The following is an 18,186-nucleotide window of genomic DNA, read 5'->3' on the forward strand; positions in this document are numbered from 1 at the left end:
CCATGGCCTGGCGCGCCTCTCGCGGCATCCATGCCGCTCGTCCCCCGGCGCAACGACTGCGTTCGGCCTCCTGGAGGGGCGTTGGCGGCTGCTCCAACTTTCTTCGTCCAGCGCATCGCCACGTGGTACGCAAAGGCTTTCGTAGGATGGGTCGGGCGGCGTTCCGCGAGCGAAGCGAAACCCATGCGGTGGAGGCGGCACGAACCCTTGGGCGCCCGGAAAGGACCGTGCTTGAGCACTTGCATTAAAACCACAACAGCTAACGCAGACAGAGCCAATGAATTCGCCCCTACAGGTGCAACCAGCGGCGGTGGCCTTGGTGCGTGAACGGGATACGCCGCACACACAAAAACGCCGCCCGGATGCGGGGTCCGGGCGGCGTTTGTATGGCTCGCGGGTCAGTCCTGCAGCGATTCCACGCCCAGCTCGTCCCACACCGATTCGGCCAGGTGGAAGGTGGCATTGGCGGCTGGAATGCCGCAGTAGATGGCGCTCTGCATGATCACTTCCTTGATCTCGTCGCGGGTGACCCCGTTGTTCTTCGCGGCGCGCAGGTGCAGGCGCAGCTCGCCCTCGCGGTTCATGCCGATGAGCATGGCGATGGTCACCAGGCTGCGGGTGTGGCGCGGCAGGCCCGGGCGCGTCCAGATATCGCCCCAGGCATGGCGGGTGATCATCTCCTGGAACTCTTCGTTGAAGGGCGTGAGGTTCTGCAGGCTGCGGTCGACATGGGCATCGCCCAGCACGGCGCGGCGCACCTGCATGCCGGCTTCGTAGCGCTCTTTCTCGTCCATCGGTCGCTCCTCGCTAGCCCTTGGCGTTCAGGAAGTCCAGCACCCGGCGGGTGAAGGCTTCACCGGCCTGGACGTTGGACAGGTGCGCGGCGGCGAACTCAACCAGCTCCGCCCCGACGATATGCGCCTGCAGGAAGCGGCCATGCTCGGGCGTGGTCACCGCATCGCCGCTGCCGCAGACGATCAGGGTCGGCGCGCGGATGGCGTCCAGTCGCTCGCGGAAGTCGGCGTCGCGCACCGCCGCGCAGTTGGCCGCGTAGCCCTGGGGCGAGGTCTGCGCCAGCATGGCGACGATGGGCTCGACCTTGGCCGGTTGCGCCTCGGCGAAGTCCGGGGTGAACCAGCGGGCGATGGAGGCATCGCGCAGGGCCGCCATGGCCGCCTGGCCATCGCGCAGCACCGTCTCGATGCGCGGGTTCCACACATCCGGGGTGCCGATCTTGGCGGCGGTGTTGCACAGCACCAGGCGCTGGATGCGCTCCGGCGCATGGATTCCCAGCCACTGGCCGATCAGCCCACCCATGGACAGGCCGCAGAACGAGGCCTGGGCGATATCCAGCGCATCCAGCAGGGCCAGCACGTCACGGCCGTTCTGCTCGATGCTGTAGGGGCCTTCGCTGACCAGGGAGGCGCCATGGCCACGGGTGTCGTAGCGCAGCAAGCGGAAGTGTTCGGCGAAGGCCGCGGCCTGCGCGTCCCACATGTGCAGGTCGGTGCCCAGGGAGTTGCTGAGGACCAGCACCGGCGCATCGGCCGGGCCTTCGAGCAGGTAGTTCAGGTCGCCATCGGCGAGTCGTACGGCAGGCATGCAAAGGCTCCTAACGCGAGAAATTCTGATGCTCGGCCACGGCGCGGTCGACCCAGCGACGCGCCTGACCGAGGTAGTGGGCCGCATCGAGCAGGCGGTCCAGCTCGTCGGCGGACAGTTGCGCGGTGACCTCGGGCTCGGCGCCGAGCACGGCACGCAGGTGCGCCCCCTCCTTCACCGCCTGGCGGCAACACCGCTCGACCAGGTGGTGGGCGGCGTCGCGGCCGATGCGCTGGGCCAGGGCGATGCTCACCGCCTCGGCCAGCACCAGCCCCTGGGTCAGGTCCAGGTTGCGGCGCATGCGCGCGGCGTCCACCTCCAGGCCCGGGACCACCAGCAGCGCCTGCTGCAAGGCGCCGGATACCAGGCAGCAGAGCTCCGGCAGGGTTTCCCATTCGGCGTGCCACAGGCCCAGGCTGCGCTCGTGTTCCTGGGGCATGGCGGCCAGCAGGGTCGCCACCAGGCCCGGTGCACGGGTGGCGGCACCGATGAGCACGGCGGCGCTCACCGGGTTGCGCTTGTGCGGCATGGTGGACGAACCGCCCTTGCCCGGCGCCGCGGGCTCGAAGACCTCACCCGCCTCGGTCTGCATCAGCAGGCTGAGGTCGCGCCCCAGCTTGCCCAGGCTGCCGGCGACCAGCCCCAGCAGGCTGGCGAACTCCACCAGGCGATCGCGCTGGGTGTGCCAGGGCTGCTCGGGCAGGGCCAGGTCCAGTTCCTCCGCCAGGGCACCGGCCACGGCGAAGGCCTTGTCGCCCAGCGCCGCGAGGCTGCCGGAGGCGCCACCGAACTGCAGGCACAGCAGGCGCGGCTTGAGCTCGGCCAGGCGCTGGCGGTGACGGGTCACCGCACCCAGCCAGCCGGCGATCTTCATGCCCAGGGTCACGGGCGTGGCGTGCTGCAGCCAGGTGCGCCCGGCCAGCGGCGTATCGGCATGCAGGCGCGCCTGCCCGGCCAGGCCCTCGGCGAGCGTGGCGAGATCGTTTTCCAGCAGGGTGATGGCAGCACGCAGCTGCAGCACCAGGCCGCTGTCCATGGCGTCCTGGCTGGTGGCGCCCAGGTGCACATGGCGCTCGGCCTCGGCGTCGCGGGCGGCGATGCGTTTGCCCAGCGCCTTGACCAGCGGAATCGCCGAGTTGCCGGCGCTGCCGATGGCCACGGCCAGGGCGGGGAAATCATAGAGCTCGGCCTTGCAGGCCGCCTCGATGGCCGCCACCGCCTCGGAAGGGATCACCCCGACACGGGCCTCGGCACGGGCCAGGGCGGCCTCGAAATCCAGCATGCCCTGCACCCGGCCGTGGTCGCAGAAGATCGCGCGCATGGCCGGCGCGGTGAAATAGGCATCGAAGAGTTGGTTGCTCGGGCTGTTCAAGCCAGTGCTCCGGAAATCAGGAAGGTGAATCGTTTTATAGCAGCCGGCCCGTCACGACCAGCCTTTACGCACTTCGCCCGGCACATCAGGCGTAGCGAGCTCAAACCGCTACGTCGGATGGGTCATGGTGGGCTGAAGCCACCCTACGGCTGCATCACGCCGACCAGCCGTAGGATGGGTAGAGCGGAGCGAAACCCATCACGTGCCTCGCAGCTCCAGGGAGCGTTCCTACAGCTGCGCCGCGCACAGCAGCCGTAGCGAACGCAGTAGCCTGTCACACCCGTTCTATGGCCAGGGCGAGCCCTTGCCCCACCCCCACGCACATGGTGGCCAGACCGAGCTTGCCGCCGGACTTCTCCAACTGGTGCAACGCCGTCTGCACCAGGCGTGCGCCGCTGGCGCCCAGGGGGTGGCCGAGGGCGATGGCGCCGCCGTTGGGGTTGACCCGGGCGTCATCGTCGGCGAGGCCGAGGTCACGGGTCACAGCCAGCCCTTGGGCGGCGAAGGCTTCGTTGAGTTCGATGACGTCGAACTGGTCGATGCCCAGGTTGAGGCGCTCCAGCAGCTTGCGCACCGCCGGCACCGGGCCGATGCCCATGACCCGCGGTGCCACGCCGGCACTGGCCATGCCCAGCACCCTGGCGCGCGGGGTCAGGCCGTGTTTCTTCACCGCCTCGGCGCTGGCGAGGATCAGCGCCACGGCACCGTCGTTGACGCCCGAGGCGTTGCCAGCGGTGACGGTCTTGCCTTCACCGTTGACCGGCTTCAGCTTGGCCAGGGCCTCCAGGGTGGTCTCGGGCCGCAGGTGCTCGTCCTGGTCGATCACCGTGTCGCCCTTCCTGCCCTTGATCACCACCGGGACGATCTCCTCGGCGAAGAAGCCCTCAGCCTGGGCACGAGCGGCGCGCTGCTGGCTGCGCAGGGCGAAGGCGTCCTGGTCTTCGCGGCTGACCTGCTGGTCGTCGGCGACGTTGTCGGCGGTCTGCGGCATGGCGTCGACGCCGTACTGCGCCTTCATCAACGGATTGATGAAGCGCCAGCCGATGGTGGTGTCTTCGATCTTCTGGCTGCGGCCAAAGGCGCTGTCCGCCTTGCCCATCACATAGGGCGCGCGGGACATGGATTCGACGCCGCCGGCCAGGGCCAGCTCCATCTCCCCGGCAGCGATGGCGCGGAAGGCGGTGCCCACCGCGTCCATGCCCGAGGCGCAGAGGCGGTTGAGGGTGACGCCGGGAACGCTCTCCGGCAAGCCCGCCAGCAGCAGCGCCATGCGCGCGACATTGCGGTTGTCCTCGCCGGCCTGGTTGGCGCAGCCGAGGAACACTTCGTCGACTTCGTCCCAGCGCACCTGCGGGTTGCGCTCGATCAGCGCCTTGAGCGGGATGGCCGCCAGGTCGTCGGCACGCACGGGTGCCAGGGCGCCGCCGAAGCGACCGATGGGCGTGCGCACGGCATCGCAGATGAATACGTCGCGGCTCATTCCTCACCTCCCTGCTGGCCGTGGGCGGCGGCGGTGCGGGCTTCCAGGGCACGCAGCGCGGTCAGCTCCTCCTCGTTCGGGTCGAGAGTCTCGCTGACGCTGTCGGCGAAGCGGATCGGCCAGCCGGTGGCCTCGACCACCTGCTCGCGGGTCACCCCCGGGTGCAGCGAGGTGACGATGAATTCGTGGGTGCCGGCTTCCGGCTCCATGATGCACAGGTCGGTGATGATGCCCACCGGGCCCTTGCCGGGCAGACCCAGGCGCTGGCGCGAGTCACCGCCTTCGCCATGGCCGACCGAGGTGACGAAGGCCAGCTTGTCGACGAAGGTGCGGTGGGACTGCTTGAGGATGATCAGCACTTCCTTGGCGGAGCCGGCGATCTCCGGCGCGCCACCGGCACCGGGCAGGCGCACCTTGGGCGTGTGGTAGTCGCCGATCACGGTGGTGTTGATGTTGCCGAAGCGGTCCACCTGGGCGGCGCCGAGGAAGCCGACGTCGATGCGCCCGCCCTGCAGCCAGTAGCGGAAGATCTCGCCGGTGGGCACCACGGTGTCGGCGGTCTCGGCCAGCTCGCCGTCACCGATGGACAGCGGCAGCACCGTGGGCTTGGCGCCGATGGGGCCGGATTCGTAGATCAGCACCACGTCCGGGGACGAGGTCAGGCGCGCCAGGTTGGCCGCCTTGGACGGCAGGCCGATGCCGACGAAGCAGACCGCGCCGTTCTTCAGGCGGCGGGCGGCGGCGACGGTCATCATTTCATTGGTGCTGTAGCCAGTGGATTGGGCGCTCATTGCTTGGCCTCCGCAATTTTCTGCTGGAACTGGGCGAAGTCCTCGGTGCCGCGGATGTAGTCGTCGATCCAGGCGCTGAAGGCCTCGCGGTCGCGGGCGATCGGGTCCCAGGCCTGGTAGAAGCGGTTGTCGCGCTCGTAGTAGCCGTGGGCGTAGGACGGGTGTGCGCCGCCGGGCACATGGCAGACGGCGGTCAGGGCCCAGGTGGGCAGCACGCAGGCGTTCATCGGCGCGTCGAGGTCGTCGACGATCTCTTCCACCGTGACGATGCAGCGCTTGGCCGCCAGGGCCGCTTCCTTCTGCACGCCGAGGATGCCCCAGAGCAGCACGTTGCCCTTGCGGTCGGCCTTCTGTGCGTGGATCACGGTCACGTCCGGGCGCACCGAGGGCACGGCCGCCAGCACTTCACCGGTGAAGGGGCAGGTCACGCTCTTGATCAACGGGTTGACCTTGGGCAGGTCGGAGCCGGCATAGGCGCGCAGCACCGCGAACGGCAGCCCGGAGGCACCGGCCACATAGGAGTTGGCCAGGTCGGCATGGCTGTGTTCCTCGATTTCCAGCGCATGGGGCCAGCCTTTCTCCACTGCATCGCGCAGGCGGTGCAGCGAACCGACACCCGGGTTGCCGCCCCAGGAGAAGACCAGCTTCTTCGCACAGCCGGCACCGATCAGCAGGTCGTAGACCAGGTCGGGCGTCATGCGTACCAGGGTCAGGTCGCGCTTGTTCTGGCGGATCAGCTCGTGGGAAGCGGCGGTGGGGATCAGGTGGGTGAAGCCTTCGAGGGCGACGGTGTCGCCGTCGTTGACGAAGCGCTCGACCGCTTCGCGCAGGGAGATGATTTCAGCCATGTCGATCTCGTTCTGTTATCCAGGGCGCAAGGTTCGCCGGGTGATGGAAAGCTACCCCCGGCCCGATCGGCGAACAATCCGATAATCGACTATCCGTTCGATAATCGAACAACTCTGTACCTTGCTAAGCATTTCTTTCGGCGCCGGGAGCCTGCCGGCGGCCTTCCCCCGGGTGCGCCGGCGCGGCCTTCTCGTCCGTGGCCAGCAGCCCAGGCCGAGCTTGGGCCCGCGGTCGATGCACGCCCAGCAGCAGGTGCGCGGCCAGGCCGAAGATCAGCCCCCAGAAGGCCGCCGACAGCCCGAGCAGGGACATGCCGGACGCCGTGACCAGGAAGGTGATCAGCGCCGCTTCGCGGTCCTCCGGCACCGCCATGGACCCGGCCAGCGCACCGGCGATGGCGGCGAACAGCGCCAGCCCGGCCAAGGCCGCGACCAGCTCCCGGGGGAAGGCGCTGAACAGCGACACCAGGGTGGCGCCGAAGAGGCCCAGCAGCAGGTAGAACAGGCCGCCGACCACGCCGGCCACGTAGCGCCGGCCCGGGTCCTCGTGGGACTCGCGGCCGCTGCAGATGGCGGCGGTGATGGCCGCCAGGTTGAGGCCGTGGCAACCGAAAGGGGCCAGCAGCAAGGTGCCCAGTGCGCTGCTGGCGATGATCGGGCTGGCGGGCGTGCCGTAGCCGTCGTTGCGTAGCACGGCGATGCCCGGCACGAACTGCCCGGTCAGCGCCACCATCACCAGCGGCAGGGCGATGTTCAGCGTGGCGTGCCAGCTGAATTCCGGGGTGATCCACACCGGGGTGGCGAAGCCGATCACCAGGGCCGAGGCGTTCAGCTCCCCGGTCGCCAGGGCGATGCTGCAGCCGGTCACCAGCACCGCCATCACCGCATAGCGCGGCAGCAGCCGCTTGCCCAGCAGGTAGGCGGCGAACATCGCCAGCACCAGCAGCGGTTTCTCCTTCACCGAGACGAACAGCTGGGTGCCGAAGCTGAAGAGGATGCCGGCCAGCATCGCGGCGGAAATCGCCGCGGGCAGCCGACCGATGATGCGATCGAAGGCGCCGGACAGCCCCACCAGCAGGATGAGCAGGCTGGAGAGCAGGTACGCGCCCACCGCCTGGTTGAGGCTGACGCTCGGCAGCGAGGCCACCAGCAGCGCCGAGCCGGGAGCGGACCAGGCGATGACCAGCGGTACCCTGAAGCGCAGGCTGAGGACGATCCCCAGCACGCCACTGCCGATGGAGATGGCCCAGACCCAGGACGACAGCACCGCGTCGGGCAGGTTCGCGGCCTTGGCCGCCTGGAAGATGATCACCAGCGGCCCGGCATAGGAAATCACCGTGGCGACGAAGCCCGCCACGGTTGCCGACAGCGAGAAATCACGGATCAGGGTGCGCAGGAAGGTTGCCTGTCGCGTGGCCATGGCCAGCTCTCCTGTTTGTCTTTCCGGGTCAGGCGGGGCGTTGCCGACGCCCCGCGCGCTTCAGAGCCTGGCACCCGCCAATGGAGCAGCCTGGGGCGCACGCAGCGAGACGAAGCACATGGCCAGTGCGGCGATGGCGCCGGGGATGGCGAAGGCCATGAAGTTCAGCTGCAGCGGCAGGTTGATGCCCAGCAGCGCACCGCCCAGCAACGGCCCGACGATGGCGCCGTTGCGGCCGATGCCGGAGGCCCAGCCAAGGCCGGTGGAGCGGATGGCCAGGCCATAGAACTGCGCCGCCGTGGCGTACAGCAGGATCTGCGTGCCGATGGTGGTGGCGCCGGCGATGCCGATCAGCAGGTATAGCAGCGGTGTCGGGCTCTTGAAGCCGAGCAGGCTGATGGACAGCGCCGCGACGATGAAGAAGGCCGCCACCACCCGGGGCAGGTTGAAGCGATCACCGAGGACGCCGCCGGCGATGGCGCCGAACATGCCGCCCAGGTTCAGCGCCAGCAGGAAGGACAGGCTCGAACCCAGGCTGTAGCCGGCGTTGGCCATCAGCTTCGGCAGCCAGGAGCTGAGCGCGTAGACCATCAGCAGGCAGCAGAAGAAGGCGATCCACAGCATCAGCGTGCGCAGGGCCCGCCCCTCGCGGAACAGCTCCAGCACCGGTGCGCCCTGGGCCTTCGCCTCCACCAGTTCGAGCAGGTCGTCATCGCGCAGCTCCCGCTGCGGGTCGACCTTGCGCAGGATGGCCCGCGCCTGTTCGGTGTGGCCCTGGCGCAGCAGGAAGCCGACGGACTCGGGCAGGTACCAGAGGATCAGCGGCAGCAACAGCAGCGGCACCGCAGCGACGAAGAACATCGCCTCCCAGCCGAAGCGCGGCAGCATGTAGATGCCGACGCCGGCGGAGAGCATGCCGCCCAGGGAATAGCCGCTGAACATGATGGCGACCAGGGTGCTGCGCAGCCGTTTCGGCGCGTACTCGTTCATCAGCGCCACCACGTTGGGCATCAGCCCGCCGATGCCCAGCCCGGCCATGAAGCGGCAGATGCCGAACTCGGTGGGGTTGCGTGCCAGGCCGTTGAGCACCGTGAAGCCGGAGAACAGCACGAAGCAGATGGCGATGCCGCGCTTGCGCCCGATGCGGTCGGCCAGGGGGCCGAAGACCAGCGCCCCGAACATCATGCCGAACAGCGCGTAGCTGCCCAGGGCGCCCGCTTCCATGGGCGTCAGCCCCCACTCCTTCATCAGTACCGGCAAGACCACGCCGTAGATGAACAGGTCATAGCCGTCGAAGACCAGCAGCAGGGCGCACCAGAGCATCACCATCCAGTGGAAGGGCGTGAAGCGGGCGTCGTCGATGATCGCGTGTACGTCGAGTTTTCGCATGGCATTCGTCTCTTGTTCTTGTTGTCGAGAAAGCGTTGCCGGTGGAACCGCGGCGCGGGTTTCAGCCCAGGTCGCCACCGCCTACCGGCAGGGTCACGCCGGTGATGTAGGAGGCTTCGTCGGACGCCAGGAAGAGGATCGCGGCGGCCTGTTCGTCGATGCTGCCGTAGCGTTTCATCAGGCTGCTGTCGAGGGTCTGGTCGACGATCTGCTGGTACCAGATCTTCTCCTGGGCGCTCTGCTCCGCCGTGTTGCGCGGGATGCGCCGGGGCGGCGCCTCGGTGCCACCGGGCGCGGTGGCGTTGACGCGGATGCCGCGCCCGGCGTTCTCGAAGGCCAGGCAAGCGGTGAGCGCGTTGACGCCGCCCTTGGCCGCGCCATAGGGCACGCGGTTGAGGCTGCGGGTGGCGATGGAGGAAACGTTGACGATGGCCCCCGCGCCCCGCTCCAGCATGTAGGGCAGCGCCGCGTGGCAGCACCAGAGCGTGGGGAACAGCGAGCGCCGCACTTCGGCCTCGATCTCGTGCACCTCGTAGTGCTCGAACGGCTTGGCCCAGATTGTGCCGCCAACGTTGTTGACCAGCACATCGAGGCGCCCGAAGCGTGCCACCGCCGCCGCCATCACCCGGCTGCATCCGGCGTATTGCTCGAGGTCGGCGGTCAGCGCCAGCACACGGCCTTCCCCCAGCTGTTCGCGCAGCTCAAAGACCCGCTCGGAGCGGTCCACCGCCACCAGGCGGGCGCCCTCTTCCACCAGGCGCTCGGCCACACGGCGGCCGATGCCCTGCGCCGCGCCGGTGACCAGCGCGACCTTGTCGTTGAATCTGTTGCTCATGACGGTCCTCTGCCGTTGCCGGCCACCAGGAGGTTCACGGGTTGGAGTGGTGCTCAGGCGGCGCTGGCGGCGAACTTCTCGTAGTAGAAATTCGCCGGCTGCACGCCCTGCTCGCGGATGAAACGGCTCACCGCCTCCACCATCGGCGGCGGGCCGCAGAGGTAGATGTCGACGTCGCCGTCGTTGAGGTGGCGCGGTTCGATGTGCTGGGTGACGTAGCCCTTTCGCGGGTAGCCGCTCTCGGGATCGGCCACGCAGGCGCTGAAGCTGAAGGTGGGGATGCGCGCGGCGAAGGCTTCCAGGCGATCCAGCTCCACCAGGTCGAAGTCGTTGGTCACGCCGTAGATCAGGTGCAGCGGATGCTCGCTGCCCTGCTCGGCGACCTTCTCCAGCATCGCGGTGAAGGGCGCCAGGCCGGTGCCACCGGCCAGCAACAGCAGCGGCCGGCGGATGTCGCGCAGGTAGAAGCTGCCCAGCGGCCCCACCAGGCTCATGCTGTCGCCGGCCTTGGCCAGCCCGGTGAGGAAGCTGCTCATCAGGCCGCCGGGCACGTTGCGGATCAGGAAGCTGACCTCGCCGTCCTTCTGCAGCGAGCTGAAGGAGTAGGCGCGGGACTGTTCGCTACCCGGCACCCTGAGGTTGACGTACTGCCCCGGCAGGAAGGCCAGGCGGCTCAGGGACTCGCCCTTGATCGACAGCGAGATGGTGCTGTCGGACAGCTGGCGCACGGCGCTGATGGCCGCGTCGAAGCTGGCCTGCTGGGTCTTGCACAGCGCGGACGAGGCTGGCACCCGCACCACGCAATCGCTGGCCGCGCGCATCTGGCAGGTGAGCACGTAGCCCTGCTCGGCCTCCTCCGCGCTCAGGGCATCGTCGATGTAGTCCTGGCCCAGGTCGTAGCGACCCGCCTCGGCGAAGCACTTGCAGGTGCCGCAGGCGCCGTCGCGGCAATCCAGCGGGATGTTGATGCCCTGGCGATAGGCCGCGTCGGCCACGGTCTCGTCGGGGCTGGCGTCGATGAAACGGGTGACGCCATCTTCGAAGGTCAATGCGATGTGATGAGTCATGTCGGGCTCCACGGAGCGCGGCCTCGGGATGGCCGGGCCGGGTGTTCAGATGTGGTAGATGTCGATGACCTGGCGCACGTAGTCGTTCTTCAGGACCACCTTCTTGGCCGTGATCAGCGGCTGCTCGCCGCGCACGTCGAGGCGGTAGAAACTGGTGCCGAAGTAGCTGTCCACGGTCTTGTAGCGGTAGCTCAGGGTGTGCCAGTTGAAGCGCACCCGGCACTCGCCGGCGGCCTGCTCGAGGAGCTCGATGTTGCTGATGTTGTGGGAGGTGCGGGTGTCCGGCATGGTCGCGCTGGAGCGGTCGGTCTTGATGCGGAACACGCGGTCCTCCAGGCCGCCCCGGTTGCCGTACCAGATCAGCGAGATCTCGGTCTGCGGGTTCTCGGTCAACTCGTCGCGATCGTCCCAGGCCGGCATCCAGAAACTGGCATCGGCGGCATAGAGTTCCAGCCAGCTGTCCCAGTCCTTGTCGTCCAGGTAGCGCGCCTCGCGGTAGAGGAAGTCGCGCACGGCGTCATGGGAGATGCTCATTGCACGGCCTCCACGGGGATCAGTCGCTGCTCGGCCGCAGCGGCCTCGAGCAGGGTTGCCTGCCAGTACTTGTGCTGCAGCACGAACAGGCCCTCGTCCTCGGTGCGCACGCCGGACAGTAGCGGGTGCAGGTCGATCTCGCGGGCGGCCTCATCGGCGCCTTCCACCCAGTGCGCGGCGCCGCGGGACATGTCGTTCCAGCCACGGTTGCCCTGGTAGCCGAGCTGGCAGGAGCGGAACTCCTCCAGGTCGTCCGGGGTGGCCATGCCGCTGACGTTGAAGAAGTCCTCGTACTGGCGGATGCGCCTGGCGCGGGCCTCGGCGCTCTCGCCCCGTGGCGCGATGCAGTAGATGGTGATTTCCGTCTGGTTGACGGACAGGGGCCGGGCGATGCGGATCTGCGAGCTGAACTGGTCCATCAGGTAGACGTTGGGGTACAGGCAGAGGTTGCGCGAGTTCTCGATCATCCAGTCGGCACGGGCACGGCCGAAGTCCCGGGCCAGCTCGTCGCGGCGCTCGTAGAGGGGGCGGTCCTCGGGGTTGGCCCAGCGCGTCCAGAGCAGCAGGTGGCCCTTGTCGAAGGCGTAGAAGCCGCCGCCGTTCTTGGCCCAGCTGCCGGCGCTCATGGTCCTGATTTCCTCCCCCGCCTCGCGCTGCTTGCGCTGGTTCTGGGTGGCGGCGTAGTTCCAGTGCACGGAGCTGACGTGGTAGCCATCGGCGCCGTTCTCGGCGGTCAGCTTCCAGTTGCCTTCGTAGACGTAGCTGCTGGAGCCGCGCAGCACTTCCAGGCCCTCGGGGGACTGGTCGACGATCATGTCGATGATCTTCGCCGACTCGCCCAGGTGCTCGGCCAGCGGCACCACGTCCGGGTTGAGGCTGCCGAAGAGGAAGCCGCGGTAGGACTCGAAGCGGGCGACGCGGGTCAGGTCGTGGGAGCCTTCGCAGTTGAAGCTCGCCGGGTAGCCCGCCTCGGCCGGGTCCTTGACCTTGAGCAGCTTGCCGCTGGTGTTGAAGGTCCAGCCGTGGAAGGGACAGGTGTAGGACGCGCGGTTGCCGCTCCTGTGCCGGCACAGCTGCGCACCGCGATGGCTGCAGGCATTGAGGAAGGCGTTGAGCTCCCCGTCCTTGTTGCGCGCGATGAAGACCGGCTGGCGCCCCATGGTCAGGGTGAGGTAGTCGTTCTTCTCGGGAATCTGGCTCTCGTGGGCGAGGTACAGCCAGTTGCCTTCGAAGATGTGCTTCATCTCCAGTTCGAACAGACGCGGATCGGTGAACATCTCCCGCTTGCAGCGGTAGACGCCCTTCTCCTTGTCTTCCTCTAGCAGCGAATGCAGGAACTCGAATCCCAGGGACATGGCCAGGGCCTCCATTGTTATGTGTTCAGGCAGGCTCAGGTTAGGGAGGCGCGGGCAGCGGCAATATCCGCCTTGTGCAGATCGCTATCCGTTTTGTGCAGAGGGGTTACGGGGTGTTGCGGATGGCGGGCATGGCGGCCGCTTCAAGGCGCGGATGCGCTTTTTGCAGGGGCGAATGAATTGGCTCTGTCTGCGTTAGCTGTTGTGGTTTTAATGCAAGCGCTCAAGTACGGACCTTTCCGGGCGCCCAAGGGTTCGTGCCCCCCACCGCATGGGTTTCGCTTCGCTCTACACCATCCTACGAAAGCCTGTGCGCACCACGTGGCGATGCGCTGGACGAAGAAAGGTGGGGCAGCCGCCAACGCCCCTCCAGGAGGCCGAACGCAGTCGTTGCGCCGGGGGACGAGCGGCATGGATGCCGCGAGAGGCGCGCCAGGCCATGGATGGCCCATCGCGCCGGCCCCCGATAGCGACGATGGAGTGAGGGAACCCCGGCGAAGCCGGGGCCGGATGATGGGGCAAGCCTCTTTGGTTTCTTTCTTGTGGTTCGGCATCCCGACGACTGAAGAAAGAGACTCGCCCGGGGGCGAAACCAGAAACATCATCAGAGCTCGGCAATCAGCTGGACTCAAATCCTCTAGCAACACTTAACGCAGACATAGCCAATTCATTCGCCAACCAGGCCGTAGGAATGCCCCAACCCGGAGCCACATGAAGCACCGTCATGGTGGAGGTAAAAAGCGACCTCCACCCTACCCCGCGGATGGATCAGGAGCCCCCAGAGCCGGAGCTCTGGATTACAAACCGCGCCGCCTCAAGGTATCCGACGGCAACTCGCCGAACTGCGCTTTGTAGTTCTCGGCAAAGCGCCCGAGGTGCAGGAAACCGTAATCCAGGGCCAGCTCGGTGACATTGCGCACGCAGCAGTCCGGATCGCTGAGGCAGGCGTGGATGCGCTCGAGCTTCTTCTGGCGGATGTAGTGCCTGGGCGTGGTGCCGGCGTGGCGCTCGAACAGGGCGTAGAGCGAGCGCAGGCTCATCTGCGCCTGGGCGGCCAGCTCCTCGCTGGTGATGTCCTGCCTGAGGTTGCGCTCGATGTGATCGGCGATGCGCTCGAAGGACGCCGCCTGGGAACCGAGCTGCTCGCGGCTGACGTTGGTGCGCATCAGCGTGAGCATCTTGCTGGCGACGATCTGGGTGTAGTGGTCCTGGACACGCAGCAAGGGGTCGCGGCTTTCCGCCTCCTGGCAGACCATGGCCAGCAGGTTGATGAAGCCGTCCAGTTCCAGCAGGCGATAGCGGTTCTGCAGGAAGCGCACGCCGTCGCCCGGGCGCAGCCAGCGCTGCTCGTCGCAGACGGCCTCCATGAGCGCCACCGGCATCTTGAGGATGAACTTCTCGCAATCGTCGGAATAGGTCAGGTCGACCGGATCGTCCGGGTTGATCAGCAGCAGCTCGCCCGGCGCCAGGTAGTGCTCCTGGCGGTGCCCGCGCCACAGGCAGTTGCCGCGCAGCAGCACCTGCAGGTGGTAGATGGTCTCCAGGGCCGGAGAGGTGACCCGCACGCTGCCGCCATAGCTGATACGGCACAGGTCCAGGCTGGCGAACTTGCGGTGATTGAGGCTGGCCTCGGGCCGCCCCACGGTGGGCAGGCGGATATCGTGGGAGCCGACATGCTGGTTGACGTAACCCGACACCGCATAAGGGTCGGCACGCTCAAACACCATGCTGCGCTCGCTCAGCAGGCAATTTTCCATGTCCAACGCACTCTTGTTGTTATTTTACGGAGCCACAGTGACCGGCAAGGTATCCCCGGGCTCGCGAACCAAGCAATTCGTCGGCGGAATATCTGTTCGATTATCGGACACAGCAGTAGTTTAATGAGCCAGGCCAAAGGCTGGCGGGGCCAGCACTAGCCGCTACCATTCGCCCCTACCGGCAAACTCATAGCTGACGAGCGCTCATCCCATCAAGGAGGCACAATACAGGCAAAAGCGCTTGCAGATTCCTAAATCAGAGCCATTGACACCCTCGATGCCATAAACCCAAAAAGGAAACAAGAATGGACCCGAAAAGCTAGAAATTTTAATGAATAATTTTATCAACGAATCAGACACAAGCATCAGTGCTTCCAACAACCTTGAATCGCTATTGGACGACCATTTTCCAGACGATGAATTCGTGCAACAGACCGTTGAAATGCTGTCTTGCTATCGACCCGAAGGAGGAGACTTTCTCTTTAACAAGCAGCAAATACAAAAACGCCTCATCGAGACAAGAACCCATTTAGAGCAAACCCAGAGCACGCATAATTAGATTTAAATAAATCTCATAAAGATACATCCCAGCAATTCAAATTACTCAACCCCTTAGAAATCGACGAAAAACATCCAATGAAGAGAATAGTATTTGATGGCAGCGCAGCCCAAGTGAAATTAGTATTTGATGAATATGGAAGTGGAAATCTATCCGTGGTCTGCCCAAAATGTTTAGAAGAAGCAATAGTCATTACAACCAACGAGGATATAATAAAGCACCAAAGAGCCCCCGGAGTATACTGCCCTCACGATCATTTCATATTGGTCATGAACAGATCTTCACGCTTTCCAAAACCTAGCCAGCAAGCAATTACTAAGAGATTTTTCTCAACGCCCCTACGCACCGAATAGACTAGATGAGCCACCACTACAAGCAGTTCCAATCCCTGACAGAGCGCCCCTTATATACACCCCATCATTCAAAGTACGGATAACATGTAGTTGGCCAACATTATTTCTCTCACGACTAATCGCATAGAGGCCGACCAGCTTTTTATCGATAAACTCTGAGGCGATCTCGGGGGAGGCAAGCCTTACATCACTTGCCCCTCAAGTTCCCCTACTTGCTGTCTAGGATCACGACTCCAAGCCAGAATCAAATCTCGCCGGTGCGTACTCACGTCGCATCCGCATGGCTCACCAGCCCCTTGATCACCACCGCCGCCGTGGCGATGGCAGCGGGGACCACCAGCGCGGTCAGCACCTGTTCGAAGTTCCAGCCCAGGCCCAGCAGCGTGGCGCCGATCCAGGCGCCGAGGATGGCGCCGAAGCGGCCGATGCCGAGCATCCAGGACACGCCCGTGGCGCGGCCCTGGGTGGGGTAGAAACGTGCGGCGAGGGACGGCATGGCCGATTGCGCGCCGTTGATGCACATGCCGGCGAGCAGCACCAGGGTCGCCAGCAGGGTGACCTGGCCCAGGCTCTGGCCGACGAAGTAGGCGAAGACGCCCGCCAGCAGGTAGAAGATGCCGATGACCTTGTGCGGGTTGAATCTGTCCATCGCCCAGCCTACGCCGACGGCGCTGAGCACACCGCCGAACTGGAACAGCGCCCCGATGAAGGCGGCCTGCTCCATGCTCGCACCGCTGTCGCGCATCAGGGTCGGCAGCCAGCTGGTGAGCAGGTAGACGATCACCAGGCCCATGAAATAGGTCAGCCACAGCAGCAGGGTGCCGGCGCTGTAGGTGCCGGCGAAGACCACCTTGAGCACGTTGCGGCTCTGCACCGTCTTCTGCTCCGGCACGCTGAAGTCCGTGGCCACGGCCACCTCCGCCGGGGCGATGGGGGCCAGCACCTGGCGCACCCTGTCGGCCCCCCGGTTGCGCACCACCAGGTAGCGGGCGGACTCCGGCAGCCAGAGCAGCAACACCACCGCCAGCAGCAGCGGCAGCACGCCGCCGAGCAGCAGCAGGCTGTGCCAGCCGAAGGCCGGGATCATCTTCGCGGAGACGAAGCCGCCGGACGCCATGCCCAGGTTGAAGCCGCAGAACATGCTGGTCACCAGCAGCGACTTGAGCCGCTCCGGCGTGTACTCGGAAAGCAGCGTGGTGGCGTTGGGCATCGCCGCGCCCAGGCCCAGGCCGGTGAGCAGGCGCAGCACCAGCAACTGGTCGATGTCGCTGCTGAAGGCCGACAGCAGGCTGAACAGGCCGAAGAGGAACACCGCCACCACCAGCACGATCTTGCGGCCGAAGCGGTCGGCCAGCGGGCCGGAACCGAGGGCGCCGAAGACCATGCCGATCAGCGCGGCGCTCATCACCGGGCCGAGGCTGGCGCGGTCGATGCCCCAGTCCTGGGTCAGGGCCGGGGCGATGAAGCCCATGGCGGCGGTGTCGAGGCCGTCGAGGAAGACGATGAGGAAGCACAGCAGCACGATCCGCCATTGGTAGCGGGAAAGCGGCTGGGCGTTGATGAAGGATTGGACGTCGAGGGTACCGGCGGCCGGTAGCGATGCAGGGCGGGTCATGTAGGAAGTTCCTGTGAAGGCGTCTTCGCGCGGCACGGGCCGATGATCTCGGCCTCCGTGGGGTAACGCACGAATGAGACAGGAATGAGCGTGCCCGGCAGGCGAACCCCTGCGGCGTGCGACGACGGAGCGCTTGCGCGCTGCGGATGGCTGCTGGCCATGGCTGACTCTCATTGTTTTTATGGGACCGCAGCGTCTCGTGCGGCCCGGCAAACACTACGGAGAGGCCTGGGGCAGTTCAATTCGATAATCGACTATGCGTGCGCTTATCGAACGCTTTGCAAGAGGTCGGCGGATGCCGGCCCCAAGGGGGAACGGCGCCTATTGGAACAGCCGTGCGCTGAGTTCCTTGCTCGCCTCCAGCAGCACCGGCAGGAAGCGCGTCTCCAGCTCCTGGCGGGTGACGCGACCGGCGTGGGTGCCGACGTTGAGGGCGGCGAGCACCTGGCCGGCGGAGTCCTTCAGCGGCACCGCCACCGAGCGCAGGCCGACTTCCAGCTCCTGGTCGATGATCACCCAGCCCTGGGTGCGGATCTGCGCGATGCTCGCGCGCAGCCCTTGCGCCGTATGCACGGTGCGGCTGGTCTTGATCTGCAGGTCGGCGTGCTCGATGTACTCCTCCAGCGCCGCGTCATCCAGCGCGGCGAGGAGAATGCGGCCCATGGAGGTGCAGTAGGCCGGCAGCCGGCTGCCGACGCTGAGGTCCACCGAGATCAGCCGCTGCGGCGTGGCCGAGCGGGCGATGTAGAGGATCTCGTCGCCCTCCAGGGTGGCCATGGAGCAGGCCTCGTGCAACTGCTCGCTGAGACGGTCGAGGATCGGTTGCGCGGTGACCGCGAGCGGCGTCGAGGACAGGTAGGCGTGGCCGAGGGTGAGCACCTTGGGCAGCAGCGAGTAGGTGCGGCCGTCGGTGGTCACGTAGCCGAGGCTCATCAGCGTGTGCAGGCAGCGGCGCACGGCGGCGCGGGGAATCTCGGTGCGGTGGCTGATCTGGGCGATGGTCAGGTGGCGCTTGCGCTCCTGGAAGGCGTGGATCACTGCCAGGCCACGGGCCAGGGAGGTCATGAAATTGGGGTCGCCGGTGAAGGCTTCGATGCGCTTGGCTGGCGAGGCGATGATGGGCGGCGCCAGGGGCGGCAGGGGGACTCGTTGTTCGTCGCTCATTGTTGTTGTCCTTGGCTATCGCACCGGGCTGATGGGCGATTATCG

15 protein-coding genes are annotated in these 18,186 nt (G+C 66.4%); all 15 read right to left on the minus strand.

Going from position 1 to position 18,186, the window contains the following annotated elements; all coding sequences use genetic code 11:
• Nucleotides 1-398 precede the first annotated feature (398 nt).
• Entirely contained in the window at nucleotides 399-794 is a 396-nt protein-coding gene (gene pcaC, locus DMX10_RS26580) for a 4-carboxymuconolactone decarboxylase (RefSeq protein ID WP_043245095.1), read from the minus strand.
• Nucleotides 795-807: 13 nt separating this feature from the next.
• On the minus strand, nucleotides 808-1,602 hold the full coding sequence (pcaD, locus tag DMX10_RS26585) for a 3-oxoadipate enol-lactonase (RefSeq protein ID WP_111263917.1): 795 nt from the start codon (nucleotides 1,600-1,602) through the stop codon (nucleotides 808-810).
• Between the two features lie 10 nt (nucleotides 1,603-1,612).
• Nucleotides 1,613-2,974, minus strand: a complete 1,362-nt coding sequence (locus DMX10_RS26590) for a 3-carboxy-cis,cis-muconate cycloisomerase (RefSeq protein ID WP_111263918.1) — start codon at nucleotides 2,972-2,974, stop codon at nucleotides 1,613-1,615.
• A gap of 274 nt (nucleotides 2,975-3,248) precedes the next feature.
• A complete protein-coding gene (gene pcaF, locus DMX10_RS26595) occupies nucleotides 3,249-4,454 on the minus strand; it encodes a 3-oxoadipyl-CoA thiolase (protein WP_111263919.1) in 1,206 nt (401 codons plus the stop codon).
• The gene (locus DMX10_RS26600) at nucleotides 4,451-5,245 is read right to left on the minus strand and encodes a CoA-transferase subunit beta (RefSeq protein ID WP_111263920.1); all 795 of its coding nucleotides are present in this window, start codon (nucleotides 5,243-5,245) and stop codon (nucleotides 4,451-4,453) included. The genes pcaF and DMX10_RS26600 overlap by 4 nt, the downstream gene beginning before the upstream one ends.
• The gene (locus DMX10_RS26605; RefSeq protein WP_111263921.1) at nucleotides 5,242-6,093 is read right to left on the minus strand and encodes a CoA transferase subunit A; all 852 of its coding nucleotides are present in this window, start codon (nucleotides 6,091-6,093) and stop codon (nucleotides 5,242-5,244) included. Before DMX10_RS26605 ends, DMX10_RS26600 begins: the two co-directional genes overlap by 4 nt.
• A gap of 124 nt (nucleotides 6,094-6,217) precedes the next feature.
• The gene (locus DMX10_RS26610; protein WP_111263941.1) at nucleotides 6,218-7,489 is read right to left on the minus strand and encodes a benzoate/H(+) symporter BenE family transporter; all 1,272 of its coding nucleotides are present in this window, start codon (nucleotides 7,487-7,489) and stop codon (nucleotides 6,218-6,220) included.
• Between the two features lie 84 nt (nucleotides 7,490-7,573).
• On the minus strand, nucleotides 7,574-8,902 hold the full coding sequence (locus DMX10_RS26615) for an MFS transporter (protein ID WP_111263922.1): 1,329 nt from the start codon (nucleotides 8,900-8,902) through the stop codon (nucleotides 7,574-7,576).
• A 61-nt stretch (nucleotides 8,903-8,963) separates the two neighbouring features.
• Nucleotides 8,964-9,737 carry a 1,6-dihydroxycyclohexa-2,4-diene-1-carboxylate dehydrogenase gene (locus tag DMX10_RS26620; protein ID WP_111263923.1) on the minus strand — a complete coding sequence of 258 codons (774 nt, stop codon included), beginning with the start codon at nucleotides 9,735-9,737 and terminating at the stop codon, nucleotides 8,964-8,966.
• Nucleotides 9,738-9,790: 53 nt separating this feature from the next.
• Entirely contained in the window at nucleotides 9,791-10,804 is a 1,014-nt protein-coding gene (gene benC / locus DMX10_RS26625; protein WP_111263924.1) for a benzoate 1,2-dioxygenase electron transfer component BenC, read from the minus strand.
• Nucleotides 10,805-10,849: 45 nt separating this feature from the next.
• Nucleotides 10,850-11,338 (minus strand): benzoate 1,2-dioxygenase small subunit, encoded by a 489-nt coding sequence (gene benB / locus DMX10_RS26630; RefSeq protein WP_111263925.1) that lies wholly within the window; start codon nucleotides 11,336-11,338, stop codon nucleotides 10,850-10,852.
• Entirely contained in the window at nucleotides 11,335-12,693 is a 1,359-nt protein-coding gene (gene benA, locus DMX10_RS26635; RefSeq protein ID WP_111263942.1) for a benzoate 1,2-dioxygenase large subunit, read from the minus strand. Before benA ends, benB begins: the two co-directional genes overlap by 4 nt.
• A 797-nt stretch (nucleotides 12,694-13,490) precedes the next feature.
• Nucleotides 13,491-14,450 (minus strand): AraC family transcriptional regulator, encoded by a 960-nt coding sequence (locus DMX10_RS26640; protein ID WP_111263926.1) that lies wholly within the window; start codon nucleotides 14,448-14,450, stop codon nucleotides 13,491-13,493.
• 1,177 nt (nucleotides 14,451-15,627) lie between these two features.
• Nucleotides 15,628-16,977, minus strand: a complete 1,350-nt coding sequence (locus DMX10_RS26645; protein WP_111263927.1) for an MFS transporter — start codon at nucleotides 16,975-16,977, stop codon at nucleotides 15,628-15,630.
• A gap of 321 nt (nucleotides 16,978-17,298) precedes the next feature.
• The gene (locus tag DMX10_RS26650; protein WP_111263928.1) at nucleotides 17,299-18,141 is read right to left on the minus strand and encodes an IclR family transcriptional regulator C-terminal domain-containing protein; all 843 of its coding nucleotides are present in this window, start codon (nucleotides 18,139-18,141) and stop codon (nucleotides 17,299-17,301) included.
• Between the last annotated feature and the right edge of the window lie 45 nt (nucleotides 18,142-18,186).

This window comes from Pseudomonas sp. 57B-090624, assembly GCF_003234055.1.
Classification (GTDB): Bacteria; Pseudomonadota; Gammaproteobacteria; order Pseudomonadales; family Pseudomonadaceae; genus Metapseudomonas; species Metapseudomonas tohonis.